This is a genomic window from Pedobacter sp. 05T44 (genome assembly GCF_056395985.1).
In genome coordinates this window covers 203,208-216,973 of record NZ_JBFTKO010000007.1, presented here as the reverse complement: position 1 = coordinate 216,973, position 13,766 = coordinate 203,208, and the positions used below count along the sequence as shown (strand labels likewise).

Below are 13,766 nucleotides of genomic sequence, written 5' to 3'. Positions count from 1 at the left end.
AGAATATTAATGAAATAAAAAATGCATTTTTGCTACGTTACAATTTATTGCAAGAGGTTGAATACAGAATATTTCATAGCAGGGCGCATAGCAGTAAAATCTGAGCGCACATTCTCAAAACTAATAGTTCGTATTGCTATAGCAGGGGTAATGCTCAGTCTTGCTGTAATGATGCTTTCGGTTGCGATTATTAAAGGCTTTAAAAGCGAGATACAGGAAAAAGTAAGAGGTTACATTGGCGATGTGAGAATCTTTAAGTTTGATCTTAACAATTCATTTGAACTGTCGCCTTTTGTACCTGAACCCGAAACTATAGCCAAGCTTAAAAGCAATCCCGATATCGAATATTTTCAACCCTATGCAACAAAACCAGCCATCATTTCTGCTAATGATGAAGTTGAAGGCATAAATTTTAAAGGCATAGATAAGACCTTTAACTGGGATTATATACGTAAACACCTGGTAAGCGGAACAGTTATAAACTTTGCCGATAGTGCTGCCGCCACCAAGCAGATCATGATCTCTCAATTTACTGCCAACCGCCTTAAACTAAAAACAGGCGACGACTTTATCATGCATTTCGTACAGGATCCTCCTCGCAGGCGACCATTTAAAATAGTCGGAATTTATGATATTGGTGTAGAAGAGATCGACAAAGGCTTTGTAATGGGCGATCTTAATCTGATCCGCCGTTTAAACAACTGGAAGCCTAATGAAATAGGGGGTATAGAGATCAGAATTAAGAATTTTGCTAATCTTAAAACCGTTTCAACAAATATTTACACAGAACTGGAAACAAAGCTGAAGTCAGAATCCGTTCAAGACTATTTTCCGGCAATATTTACCTGGCTATCCCTGTTAGATGTAAACACAAAAATTATCCTTGCATTAATGATGGTAGTAGGCGTAATCAATATGATTACCGCTTTATTAATCATGATACTGGAACGCACCAATATGATCGGTATGCTAAAAACCTTTGGTATGACAGATTTTAGTGTAATGAAAATATTCCTCTATAATGCCCTTTACCTGGTAGGAATTGGAGTAATATTGGGCAATGTTCTGGGGCTTGGCTTAGCCTTTCTGCAAACCCATACCCATATTTTTAAATTAGATCAAACGTCTTATTACCTGGCGTATGTGCCAATTGAAATACAATTTACCGATGTGTTACTGTTAAACATCTCTACAATTGTAATTTGTTTTGTGGTACTTATTATACCTTCGTTATTGGTGAGCAGGATAAGTCCTTTAAAAGCAATCAGGTTTAAATAGAAAGCCAGCCTTGCCTCTTTTTCAATTCAGTAATATGAGCAAGGTGGTGACGGCAATGCCAGTCATACAAACCGGTATTTTCATTAATCTTTATACTTCTGCCATGTTCCGGATGTATAAAATCCCTTTCCAATTCTTCTGCAGTAAGTGAATTTAGTAGAAACACCCATCGCTGATGAAGTCCCTCCAAAATCCTCAGACTCGATTCAACTGGCAACCCCCTGCTATCCGCTAGTTCAGCCCATCTTTCTTCATAATAAGCCTTTATTACAGGGCTATCTTCGGTCAAAGCCCATTTCAGTCTTATCTGGCTGTTCATATGGCTGTCGGCACAATGATGAACCACCTGTCTAACTGTCCAGCCTCCTGGCCTGTAAGGAGTGTCTAGTTGTGCATCACTTAAATGAGCTACCTCTTTCCTTAAAGCTTCAGGAAACGAAGCAATAGTAGCAATATAACCATCCAATAAAGCTTTAGTGATTTGAGCAGGTTGCTCGAACTTTCCAATTGGGTAACGTAATTTTTCTAACTCAGTTGAAGTCATTTTGGTGGTTTATTTATATCTAATGCAAATCATTCACTACTACCAGTAAACTTAACAAATCTGTTTACCGATTTCTTAACAGCCTCTGATTTTGCTTTGTTTAATTCCCTAAAAAGACAAGTCTCAACAACTACAGATTTGCCTTTTATAGTCCTTTTCCATGTCCCCTCAATTATGCCGTCAACAATAATCATTCTGTCGAACACAGGGTTTTTCTTCCTAAACTCACTGGTTAATTTTATCGGATTAAATATTGCAGTGCGATCAATGTATCCCATACCATACTCATCGTAATCAGGCATCAGGAAACTCTTTTGAATCTTTTTAGCTAAAGAAGCATCCAATGCCAACTCTAATGTTTCCCTTTTTAGCAGGTATTCATTACCGTCAAATACCTCTTTGGTAAATACCTTGCTATCAAGCATAGCACCAGCCTTTTTTGCATCGGTAATGGTTAGGCCAGACCACACTGAGAAATCCTTAAGTGTAGCAGGCCCTCTGCTTGTAAAATATCGTTCGGCTAGCAATAATAAAGCCTCATCTTTAGCTATCGAGATCGCAGTTGACGCTCTTTCATCAAATAAAGCATAAGTAAATTGTTTGCCTTCGCGCCTGCCACTACACACCAAACAGTCCATCTCCGCATTCATCATTACATGACCCATTTGTCTGCCATTTAAACTGATCCCATTATTTTGAAACAGATCACTCAACTCAAGTCGGGTAAGGTGATGGCCACCGGTTAATGCCTTACCAATAATATCATTGCATTTATTAAAAAGCTTGCTGTCAAGTTCAAGCTCCCTTTCGTAATAAGCCATGGCTTTACGAATTCTGGGAGCAGTAAGCTCAAGCAACCATCTAATGTCCTCTGGAGTTGCAAAATGCCAGGTAGGGCGAAGCAAGTGAGTCCTTAGTATTTGGCCATCATTAAAGGCTTTTTCTACATCCGCATCGGTAACATTGTTTAACCGCAAACCAATTGCCCATTTCGACATCGCATATTCCTGCGCCTGCATGGCCACCATCCATCTCACGATTTCCTGAGGAGTACTAAACGAAGTTTTGGCAATTTGCTGATTAAAGAGCCGGTAATTAATAATGTCAGAAACATTCATATAGGGATGTGTACGATGTTAATTCTCGCAGGCTAATAAATTAGATTGCCCTAAACGCTGACAACCCCTGCTTGCAGGCACGGCAACCATACCAACAGGCAGATAATTTACTGTTGCAATTGTTTTAGGTACATAAATAACCACTTCCGTTCTGCTATAAGAATGAGGCAGGTATTTAATGTAATAACCATCAGGATGCAAACCCCATATCCCCCTTGGGAAATCTGTATTTGGAGCAGCACTGCCACTAAGCATTGCCAATTGTTCAATTTGATCGTACGATGAATTGGCCTGATATAACAGACCTCTCATTTTGTTCTCAATTTCTACAATGGTCTTGGCAGGCTCAGGTAGGTTGGCAGTTATCTTTAACATCGCTTCGCTTGATAAATAATCCATTATGCTGCTGCTTAAGGCCGACAAATCATTTTTGTTAAGCAATTTAGCGGCTACAAGCTGAAGATCAGGCGAGAGTTTACTGAAGTTAGTTTTTGCAATTATTGCCCATAAAAGCAATTGTACTTTGCTTTGTTCAATCTCTGGATGCTGCTCCCAATTCGCGATAAGCGTTCTGGCAATCGTTTCTTTTGGGCCTGCCAAAGGTGCATACAAGTAGCCGTCGCCATTACCCGGCCCGTGGGTACCTGCTTTTAAGCAAAAACTTTTAAAAGTTCCGGTATAAAAACCCGGTTTTAAAGTAAAGCCCTGTGCCGATGTATAGCTTGAGGTTAAATCACAAAGTTTCTTTTTAACCGAGTCAGCGCCAAAGTCTACAGGCATTGTTTCGGTCTTGTTGCAATCGTCAAAGTTGGTGGTTATAGGGTCACTTTGAAGTAGCTTAAGTTGTTTGTTATTAAGGATGCTACCTGCGGCGTTGTTTAACGCATCTTTTAATTTGCCGAATTGTGCATTGGCATTAACACAACAAACCAGTAATAGCAAGATCAGGATTGGAGAGGTCTTTTTCATATAGATGTAATTTAAGATAGATGGTAAATCTACTATCAAATTTAACAACTATTTCTTGCCACCCAAACTTAATTTCAGGTTCAGACCAGCGGTGTTTATTTTGATGTTTTTGTCGCCATAACCGCGCAGCGAGGGTTTAAAGAAAGGCTCAAAAGTTAACGTGCTGCTTTTTCCAAGCGACTGATTAATCCCTATTGCAAAAATGGCACTATTGGCAAAGTCAAATCCCTTAAAATTGCTTTCTTCAGTTTTTCCTTTAAAGTCTGAATAACTATTTGAATAAGGGTTAAAGCCACTTATGGAACTGGAATATTTTTGATTGAGGTAGGTGCTTGAATTTACGCCTGTAGAAAGATAGTACTTGCCGCTTTTTCCGGGATAAAATTTAACAGCTACAGGAATGTCTATATTAAGAAATCGTGCGTCTAATTTAGTGCCATTTGCCCCAACTACATAACCGTTTATAAGGGCAGCATCTGCTGCACTGCTGGACAAGTTAGATAATGATGAGGGCACGGAGCTCTGATAAGTAATATTGGTTTCACTAATGCCGGCACCCATAGAAAGGTAAACGTTCTTATTGATCCGAATGTTGGCATTGAAACCCGCACCTGCATTTACTTTTACCGGATTATCTGCGTAATAATTTAAAAATGTAGCTGTATAAACATCAAACAATGCATTTTTTTTATCTTCTCTGGCTTTTTTACCAGCCGACGCCAATACAGGTTTATTTTCTTTTTCATTCTCTTTTTGTAAGAACTCAAGTATTGTAGGTTTAGTGGTCTTTACACTATCGGGTTTAACGGCAACAACATTTGCAAGCAGATTGGCGCTATCTCTGCCGGGCTCATTGCTGTTTATGATTGTATCAGTAATACTAACAGGTATTAATTGTTTTTCCTCTAAGTTGGCTGGCGCAATTCCTTTAACGATTTTTGCAGATACAATTTTTTTGTCAAAAGTATTGATCTCTTTATTAGTGGCTTTATCTAAATTACTGTCGGTTTTTTGAGGCGCTATAGGCGTTGCTTTTGCGGTATTATTTTGCTGACTAACATTCTTGAAAGAATCATTATTATTAGTGTTAAATAAGAAAACCCCAGCTAGCAGTAAAGACGCAGCGATGCCAGATAACCAAAGGTACAGCGGCTTATGACTGCTTTTTGAAGGGAAATCTTTTCTAAGTTCTGCCCAGCCATAATCTGCCCCTTCAGTATCAAATTCTTCGAAAACTGCCTTAATATGATTGCTGAATTTATCGTCTAACGTGTTCATATCTTTATAAGGTCACTTTGTATTAATTTTTGCAATGCCTGTTTAGCCCGGGTAAGGTAAGTTCTAGATGAGCTTTCGGGTATATTTAGCATCAGGCCAATCTCTTTATGCGAATAACCATCAATTTCATACAGGTTAAAAACTACATGATGTATTTCCGGAAGTTGTTTCATTAAGTTCAAAATATCAGCTGCCGAGAGTTTTTCAATGGCAGATGGATACATGGTTTGCTGAAATACCTCCGGAATTTCACTATCATGAATGTATTTTAAGTTCTTTCTTTTACTATCGAGAGCAGTATTAACCAATATTTTTCTAAACCAAGGCTTAAATTCTAAATCATCTTTAAAAGTATGGAGTGCGTTAAATGCTTTAATAAAAGCGTCATTTACCACCACCAAAGCATCATCTTTATTAATAAGGTAGCGCATGGCAACGCCCATTGCATAGGCGTAAAAGCGCTTATACAACATTTCCTGGTGTTTTAGGTCGCCCTTTTTACACTCCTTAATTAACTCAGCATCTGAGGCGTTATGTTTGATGGACATTTATTATTTCATTCGCTTTAATCTATATTGATTTTTGTAACTAATAGTGCTTGTCAAGGTGTTGTGGTGTTCTGTAGAAGGAAATATCTTATCTAAGATCAAACTGTCGCCTTTAATCACATAGCTATAATCGCCGTGCAAAACTTTGTTGCCAACATAATCCATTGATGATACATAATCCATGGAAAATTTAACCTTTGAAGAATTCTCAACTGTAAATATACCAGTACCATTTGTAGCTGCATACCTATCGCCGCTAAACTTAACTTCTGTGTTAACAGATACAAGCTGATTGACCGGCCCTTCAATAAACTTTCCTGTATATGTGTCGTTAAAAACTACTTTGTCATTATTTTTTTTACAACTCATAAATAAGCATAAGCTTAATGCAAATGGTAGTATTTGTTTGATGGCCATAATAGTTGGTTTATATCTTACTATTACGCAGAGGCGATGAGAAACGCTACAGGGCTACAGATATTTTTTTAGATTTCTATCAGAAACAATTGAGAAATACCGAAGAAAGACTTGAGAAACACTTGAACTTAAATATGTTATAGAGATGTTTAAACAATGCTTAAGGGATGGTTGAAATATCCTCATACATATTGCAACCATCTTCCAACGATCTTTCAACCATCTTCCAACCCAAGTGTTTCTCAAGTATTTCAAGTAAAATAGTCGTACTTCCCGTGTATTATCATCCCTGCATCATTACTCTTGCGTCATCCTAGAGCTATTGTCGTCGAGATGACGCAGGGGAGTAAATCGAGCGGGAAACGGGTGATGGCGCGTTCTTAAACCAAATGGCCCATTAGCGGATCGGTAAAGCTTTCTTTCGAATGTTCTGCATGCCCGGCAAATTGCTGACTATAACCCACATGTTTTTCCGAAGTTACAGTAAAATCATACCAGCTATGGCTTGATTTCAGATCAAGAGGGATAAAAATTTCCTCTTGGTTTTTCTTTAAAACGGCCTTAACAGGTGCTTTTTTGTAGCTGTTGTCTTTTACAGTTAAGCTAACTTGCTCACCACTGGTTATACGTTTAACGTGTAACAATACATTTCCATTAACCCTGCTGCCATCTTTTTCACTTTGGTACATTAAAGAAACAGCAATTTTAGGGTCGTTTGCACTGCCTTTATACCTGCGGTAAAAACCGTTTACACTGTATACTTTTAAATCGTAAACGCCATTGTGTAATGGCCAGTTATAGTCTATAGTATCACCTGCATCAACAGTAAAGTTCCAGTTGTTATCGGTAGCATATACTATAAAACCGGTGCCTTTTGCCTTGTCGCCAAAGAATTTATTCCCTGCAGTAAAGCCAATTTTAAACTGGTTGTTTGCTGTATCTAACGCACCATGGGCATAAAGCTCATATGGAATTGCGTTTGCAGGTTTAATACCGGGTTCCTGTTTAGGTAAGTTAGGGTTGCCTTTAGGGTTTTTAATAATGCCTGCAATGGCCAGTTGATCCAGGTTTTTGAAGTTATTAGGTAGTTTGGCGAATTTCGCTTTGTGAATGCTTTCGAGAAAAGGTAACCTTTCAACTGCTTTTGGCAATGGAATATTTTCGCCGTTGTATGGTCTAAATACGGAAGTTAAATCGCCGCATAGACTTCTTCTCCACGAGCTGATGTTGTCTTCGTAAATCTTCTGACCAGTTTTATGACTTAAAAACTGCTCCAAAAATTGGATAGAAGAAGTGTGGTCAAAAACCTGTGAGTTTACATAACCACCTCTTGACCATGGCGAAACCACTACCATTGGTACTCTAAAGCCTAAACCTAAAGAACTTTCTCTCTTACTGTTTTCTCCTATGTAAAGGTATTCAGAGCTGTTGTCTAATGATTTTGAAACTGCTCCTGTTTCTGGATTTTTTGGATCCGGAGATACAAAAGGAGGCAGGTGATCAAAGTATCCATCATTTTCATCGTAAGTAAGGATAAAGATGGTCTTTTTCCATACTTCCGGGTTCTTAGTTAAAATGTCTATGGCTTCTGAAAGATACCAGGCGCCATACCAAGGTGCTCCGGGATGATCCGAGAAGTTACTTGGCGCAACTAGCCAGGAAACAGTGGGTAATTTGCCACCGTCAACATCTTTGCGGAATTGATGCAGTACATCTCCTTTAGGGATTTGTGCGGTTCTTTGCGTCCCTTTATCATCGTAAGTGATGGTTTCAAGATTATGGAAGTCTGGATCATTTCTATTAGTTACAAATGCTCTTTTATGTAAGTCTTGTTGCTCCGGAGTTAATTTATCAAGAGTGTTTACTTCTAAAAACTCAATTTCCTTTGTTACAAAATCAAGCTTCTTTTTTAGTTTATCGTCTGGTTTCTCTTTTAGCTTGGCTTCTAGTTCGGTTTTTGCTTTGCGCAGGTAAACCAGATGCTCAGGATGTCTTTTTACATGATATTGTTTAAAAAACTCCATATCATTATCTGTAAAATTAGCCAGCCAGTCGTCTTCTTCATTTTCCAGACCAACGCCTACACTTAGCTCGTTTTGGTATATTTTCCAGTCTACATTGTGCTTAGACAAACGCTCCGGGAATGTACTCCATGAAACGTTTTCAGAACCGTCTATATACCCGTTAGAGTGGTGTGCTGTTGAGGTTGCATTTTGTTCTTCACGGATTTTGCCGGTCCAGAAGAAACAGCGGTTAGGACTGGTTCCTGTTAATATAGAACAGAAATTATGGTCGCAAACTGTAAATGCATCGGCCAGGGAATAGTAGAAGGGGATGTCCTCGCGATTGTAATATCCCATGGTTAATGGCATATCAGCATATTCCTTATTGCCTGATCTTTTGGCTTCCAGCCATCCATCGTATTTTCCGTTATTTCGGGCATCTACCTGATTTTCCCATGAGTGTGGAAGCGCGCTCATCCAGGTTGCTTTTGTATCTTTAATGTTTAACCGGAATGGGGCATAGGTTTGACCTTTTTTATTGCTTTGCAACCATACAGGGTATTGATTAGGTAGGGCAATAGCTCTAGGATCGTTAAAGCCCCTTACGCCTTTAAGCGTGCCAAATGCGTGGTCAAAAGACCTGTTCTCCTGCATCAAAAATACCACATGTTCTGCATCTAAAAAGGTACTGCCCACTTTAGGGTCTATTGCCATAGCTCTTTGTATTGATGGCGGTAAGATGCCAGCTATGCCTAGCGCACCGGTTAATAGGGATGCTTTTTTGATAAAGTCTCTTCTGGTTTCCATTTAAGTGTGTTATAATAAAAGGATTGGTTAGCCTAAACTAATCAATCCTTCGAATAAATTATAAAGAATATGAGCTTATTTTACCCACCAAACTTGTTGGTTAATTTTATCGTTTCCTGCACCAAACTGAGTTTCAATTGCTTTTGAAACATTGTCTCTGTTGTTGTCGTATTCCGATTGAGGATAAATCCAACGGTAAGGAACGGTAACACCAGCAGGGCGACGGAATTCGGGATATCCTGTTCTAAGGTTGTCATAAAATGCGCTCCATCCCGATTGGAAAAACGTTCTTAAATACTTTTGAGTAATTATCTGCTCCATTTTCTGGGCAGTTGTAGTGCTCAAGGCAAAGTTGTTTACTGGCAATGCCAGGTAATCGTTTGCTTTTTCTTCTGTTAAATAAGCCTCATAGCCTTTAACATAGGTTTGATAGAATTTAAAGGATGCCTTTACACCGTTTTTATAATGTTGGTTGGCATCGCCCGAAATCCAGTTTCTTACAATTCCTTCAGCAATAATAAATTCCTGTTCTGAGTAGCCCATTAGTACTAATGGCTCATTTGTAGGGTTGCTTGGAAAGCGGTCATTCACTTTAGATACCTTACCTGCTGCGGCTTTAATGCTGGTTTCTGCATATGGAGCAGCAGGGTCGCCACCTTCGTATGAGGTAAAATCATTAATTGGTTTACCCGCCTCTTTGCCAATTTTTGTTTGCGTACAATACAAGAATAAACGCGGGTCTTTTCTGTTTTGAAGATGCTCTATAAAAGTAGATGCCATGAACATACCAGATCCGAATCCGCTTGAGTTGAACTCCGGATAGCGGTTCCCTTCCTGATCTAGAAAGATCAGCTGCCCATCACCATCGGCTTCAGTATTGCCTAAAATAGGCTCGCTTTGTACAATCTGAGCAAAGGTTTCTTTAACTTTCAGGTCGTTGTCGCTTTCTTTTTTTGATAAAGTCATCAATACTTTTAATCTGAAAGAGTTAACCAGCCTGCGCCATTTAGCTGCATCGCCTTTGTAAATGATGTCGCCAGCAATGATTACGTTTAAGCCTTTAAGCATGTTGTTTGCCTCATCAAGCTCTTTAAGAATACCTTGAAACACGGTTTTCTGACTGTCGTAAACAGGCGGCATATAACCTGCCTGATCTTCTCCTTTCAGGGCTTGATTGTAAGGGATATCGCCAAAAGTAAGGGTCAGGTTGTAAAAGTAATAGGCTCTAAAAAATTTGGCTAAGGCGATGTAAGAGTTGTCGTTAATACGGCCGGCTTCTTCTATCATTTTAGTCACATTTCTAAGAGAGGAGTAGGGCGAAAAGTCGCCTCTTCCCCATTTAAAATACTGGCCTTCACTTTCGCCATCTGTTTGTACAAGCATACGGGTTGCATACAAAGGCGAAGTACCGCTGTATGCGCGGAAGGTATCCCACTCAATTTTGGTAAGCAAAAGCTGCGGGTGGGTTTGGGTAGGTTTGTTCGGGTCTATGTTCATTAAATCCTGGTCCTTGCATGACGACATAAGGAGTACCCCGGCTAGTAAACTATATATTAATTTTTTCATTATTCTTTTGTTTTAAATGTGATAGCTGTTAAAGTTTTACGCTTAATGAGAAGCCGATAAATCTTGCAGATGGGTCTTGCAGGTTATCGTCATTACCGTAATCAGGATCTAGTAATGGCATTTTCTTCCACATCAAAGGGTTGTAGCTGTAGGCAGATACGTGAACTGATTTTAAACTGCCCATTTTTATAACCTTTGCAAGGTCGTAGCCTACCGATATTCTTCTTAATTTGAAGAATGAGCGATCAAAAACGTTAGCAAATTTCTTGTTCTCTTCTTCGGTAACTCTTGCCTGGTATGGATAGATCTGACTCCATGTTTGCCAGTTTACAGCAGTTGTGTTTTTCTTATAGGTACGTGTATCTGAAAGTACGTTTCCGTTTACATCTCTTTTAAGCTCGCCACCGGTAATTACTACACCTTCTGGAATGTAAATTGCTTTTCCGGCTGCGTATTCTGCGTCTCTGAATTCAACAGAGCTAGGATGTTTACCACCCCACCACATTTTTTCGATAGTTACTGAGCGCATAACGCCACCCCATGCACCATCGATATCGATGTTTACATCAAAACCTTTTATCATGAACTTGTTTTGCAAGCCTAATCGCCAGCTCGGATCGCTATGGCCAAGGTTTACGTTGAAGTTATCTCTGGTAGGCAAACCAGTATTTGGATCAAGAATTACCTCGCCTGTGGCGCTTTTTTGCCATACTGTTCCGTAGAAGCTATCTGCTCTTTCGTTTAATTTCAGATCGCCAAACTTAGCCTGGTTGTTATAGATTTCTGTTAATTTCTTTACAGAAGTGCTCCAGTTTGCGGCAATATCCCAGCTAAAGTTCTGGCTTTTTACAGCACTATAATTGGCCATTATTTCCAGACCCTGAGTTTTGTATTTGTTGCCGTTTACCTTACGTGTTTTAAAGCCAGATGCCTCTGATGTGCTTAAATCTATGATCTGGTTTTCATCAATTACATTGTAATAGGTAAATTCTAAGCCCACTTTTTTTACCAGTGAGGTTGATAAACCAACTTCGTACGATGTAGATTTTTCTGGATTGATGTTAGGGTTGATGATCCCGTTAGGGTAGGTAACAGATGGTGTTGATCCGTAGGTTACATCTTTTGTATAGGTGGAGCTGATGCTATATGGAGCAAGATCGTTTGATACTTTGGCCCATGAGGTGTAAAGTTTAAGGTAGTCTAAGGCTTTAGGCATTTTAATATAATCTGAAACCATAGTACTTAAAGATGCAGATGGATAGAAGTATGATCTGTTTTCTTTTGCAAGGGTTGATGACCAGTCGTTTCTGCCGGTTATGTTTAAGTACACCGCATTAAACAAATCGAAATTTGCCGATCCGTATACACTTCGGATAGATTTCTGCTCCAGGTAATTTGTTGCCTGTACCGGGCCCTGGGTGTTGTTTAAGCTATAAACAAAAGGCACAATTAGACCGTCACTAGATGCATATTCTTGCTGTATGTCTCTATTGAAAGTGGATGCACCCGCGTTTAAAGTAAAGTTTAGATCTTTAGAGATCTCTTTATTGTATGAGGCAAGGAAATCCAGATCGACATTCATTTGTGAATTGTTCCACATTTTGTAATCCCCATTTCTTGAATCGCCGTAGTTCATGTACGATTTAGGGCTTTTCATGTTGTCGAACGATTTGTTTTCACGTCCCGAAGCTCTTGCCTGCAAGCTTAACTCAGGCGTTACCTGCCATCTAAGTTTTGCTTGTGCATTTAATACATTTCTGTCTGTTGCCTGTGTAAGTTCTTCTGAAGCAAAGTATGGGTTGTTGTACCAGGCGTAGTTATAGTTTGCCTGTCTGTATCCTTCCATGCCTGGAACATACATATGGTCTCTAAGGTCTTTGCCATTTACGTCGTCGCCCATCCATATCAAAATGGTGTACATATGGTTTTTAGGTCCGTATCCGTAACGTGGGTAGTTTGGAGAGCTAACTTTGTTGTAAGATAGGGTAGCGTCTAATTGAAGATTACTGGTAAGGTTAAATGAAGAGTTAAAGTTCATACCACCTGTTGTAAGTGAGGTATTTGGCACCTGACCTCTTTGAAATGAATATTTACCTGAGGCATAAAATTGTGCTTTGGCACCTTTATAGGCTACCGAGAAATCGTTATTGGTTACTATACCGGGTCTAAGAAAATCGTTTAGGTTGTCGTGTCTAACCCAATCGGTAGGTACTCTTTCGTATTTAGATTTATCATCATAAATAGTTCCTTTAACATTTCCGTACCATTGTATGGTTTCTCCGGTTTGCTTGTTTCTGATAGGGCTGTTCCATTGTGCAATTTTAACCCCTGGCTGAAATTTAGGCCCCCAGATCATATCACCATCAGAGATACCTCCATCTTCACCATCCCAGAATTCGTACTTGCCGTTAGATCCGTTTCCGTATTCGGTTTGCGTTTCAGGAAATACAGTGAAGCCTGCAGTAACCATATTGTTGGTGTTGATGTTGATCTCCAATCCGTCTTTTTCAGCATTTTTTGTAGTGATTAAGATTGCGCCATTTTTACCTCTGGAACCATATAAAGCAGATGCAGTAGTACCTTTTAGTACGTTTATATTGGCAATATTATCACCGGAAACATCGAAAAAGTCCGTTTCAACAGGAACGCCATTTATAACAATAAGTGGATTTTTACCTCTTAAAGAGAAGCCTGGTGCCTGGAACATCCCAGTAGGGTTGTTTACCGTTAAACCAGCAACTTGTCCGGATAGGGCATTACCGATGTTCATTGTTTTTGATTCTGACAACACATCTAATTTTACTTCCTGCGTTGCATAACCAATTTTTTTCTTTTGTTGCTTAATACCAATTGCAGTTACTACTACCTCGCCAAGTGTTTTAGAATCTTCCTGGAGGGTAATGTCGAGCTGAGTTTTACCTGCTACATCTGCGTTTTGAGAAATATAGCCAAGGTAAGTAAACGTAAGTGTGGCATCGGCAGCTGCCGGAATGCTGTATTTACCCTCGAAATCTGTAACTGTTGCTTTTTTTGAATTTGCTACACTTACACTAACGCCTGGTATGCCCACGCCCTTGGTGTCTTTTACGACTCCTTTAATGAGATTTTGTGCTATGGCTGCCTGAGCGAAGAAGAGGCATATAACACTAAATAAAAGTAGTTTTCTTTTCATGTTTGAGTTTGATTTTTACAGCGCAAAGCTAGATGAGTGCTGTAAAATCAATATGAAAATGGGATT

General features: G+C 39.3%; 10 protein-coding genes. 1 reads left to right on the top strand and 9 read right to left on the bottom strand.

Annotated elements, in window-relative coordinates; translation table 11 throughout:
• Positions 1–57: 57 nt before the first annotated feature.
• On the top strand, positions 58–1,278 hold the full coding sequence (locus AC1DDK_RS13550) for an ABC transporter permease (RefSeq protein WP_048907082.1): 1,221 nt from the start codon (positions 58–60) through the stop codon (positions 1,276–1,278).
• Here the strand turns inward: AC1DDK_RS13550 and AC1DDK_RS13545 are convergent.
• The 9 genes from AC1DDK_RS13545 to AC1DDK_RS13505 form a co-directional block, all read right to left on the bottom strand.
• Positions 1,271–1,822, bottom strand: coding sequence for a YfiT family bacillithiol transferase (locus tag AC1DDK_RS13545; protein WP_172659459.1), 552 nt, complete (start codon positions 1,820–1,822; stop codon positions 1,271–1,273). The two genes, AC1DDK_RS13550 and AC1DDK_RS13545, sit on opposite strands and share 8 nt — an antisense overlap.
• A 29-nt stretch (positions 1,823–1,851) precedes the next feature.
• Positions 1,852–2,940 carry a winged helix DNA-binding domain-containing protein gene (locus tag AC1DDK_RS13540; protein WP_288881175.1) on the bottom strand — a complete coding sequence of 363 codons (1,089 nt, stop codon included), beginning with the start codon at positions 2,938–2,940 and terminating at the stop codon, positions 1,852–1,854.
• A gap of 18 nt (positions 2,941–2,958) precedes the next feature.
• Entirely contained in the window at positions 2,959–3,909 is a 951-nt protein-coding gene (locus AC1DDK_RS13535; protein WP_288881172.1) for a hypothetical protein, read from the bottom strand.
• Between the two features lie 48 nt (positions 3,910–3,957).
• On the bottom strand, positions 3,958–5,187 hold the full coding sequence (locus AC1DDK_RS13530) for a hypothetical protein (protein WP_288881169.1): 1,230 nt from the start codon (positions 5,185–5,187) through the stop codon (positions 3,958–3,960).
• Positions 5,184–5,735, bottom strand: a complete 552-nt coding sequence (locus AC1DDK_RS13525; RefSeq protein WP_172659466.1) for an RNA polymerase sigma factor — start codon at positions 5,733–5,735, stop codon at positions 5,184–5,186. The genes AC1DDK_RS13530 and AC1DDK_RS13525 overlap by 4 nt, the downstream gene beginning before the upstream one ends.
• Positions 5,736–5,738: 3 nt before the next feature.
• A complete protein-coding gene (locus AC1DDK_RS13520) occupies positions 5,739–6,152 on the bottom strand; it encodes a hypothetical protein (RefSeq protein ID WP_288881166.1) in 414 nt (137 codons plus the stop codon).
• A gap of 380 nt (positions 6,153–6,532) precedes the next feature.
• A complete protein-coding gene (locus AC1DDK_RS13515) occupies positions 6,533–8,962 on the bottom strand; it encodes a phosphocholine-specific phospholipase C (RefSeq protein WP_337716374.1) in 2,430 nt (809 codons plus the stop codon).
• 75 nt (positions 8,963–9,037) lie between these two features.
• Positions 9,038–10,528, bottom strand: coding sequence for a SusD/RagB family nutrient-binding outer membrane lipoprotein (locus tag AC1DDK_RS13510; RefSeq protein ID WP_337716376.1), 1,491 nt, complete (start codon positions 10,526–10,528; stop codon positions 9,038–9,040).
• 28 nt (positions 10,529–10,556) lie between these two features.
• Positions 10,557–13,700, bottom strand: a complete 3,144-nt coding sequence (locus AC1DDK_RS13505) for a SusC/RagA family TonB-linked outer membrane protein (protein WP_337716377.1) — start codon at positions 13,698–13,700, stop codon at positions 10,557–10,559.
• Positions 13,701–13,766 lie beyond the last annotated feature (66 nt).

Excerpts from the sequence above, each read along its gene's own strand:
- AC1DDK_RS13545 (WP_172659459.1), bottom strand. The coding sequence starts at position 1,822 with ATGACTTCAACTGAGTTAGAAAAATTACGTTACCCAATTGGAAAGTTC.
- AC1DDK_RS13540 (WP_288881175.1), bottom strand. The coding sequence starts at position 2,940 with ATGAATGTTTCTGACATTATTAATTACCGGCTCTTTAATCAGCAAATT.
- AC1DDK_RS13535 (WP_288881172.1), bottom strand. The coding sequence starts at position 3,909 with ATGAAAAAGACCTCTCCAATCCTGATCTTGCTATTACTGGTTTGTTGT.
- AC1DDK_RS13530 (WP_288881169.1), bottom strand. The coding sequence starts at position 5,187 with ATGAACACGTTAGACGATAAATTCAGCAATCATATTAAGGCAGTTTTC.
- AC1DDK_RS13525 (WP_172659466.1), bottom strand. The coding sequence starts at position 5,735 with ATGTCCATCAAACATAACGCCTCAGATGCTGAGTTAATTAAGGAGTGT.
- AC1DDK_RS13520 (WP_288881166.1), bottom strand. The coding sequence starts at position 6,152 with ATGGCCATCAAACAAATACTACCATTTGCATTAAGCTTATGCTTATTT.
- AC1DDK_RS13515 (WP_337716374.1), bottom strand. The coding sequence starts at position 8,962 with ATGGAAACCAGAAGAGACTTTATCAAAAAAGCATCCCTATTAACCGGT.
- AC1DDK_RS13510 (WP_337716376.1), bottom strand. The coding sequence starts at position 10,528 with ATGAAAAAATTAATATATAGTTTACTAGCCGGGGTACTCCTTATGTCG.
- AC1DDK_RS13505 (WP_337716377.1), bottom strand. The coding sequence starts at position 13,700 with ATGAAAAGAAAACTACTTTTATTTAGTGTTATATGCCTCTTCTTCGCT.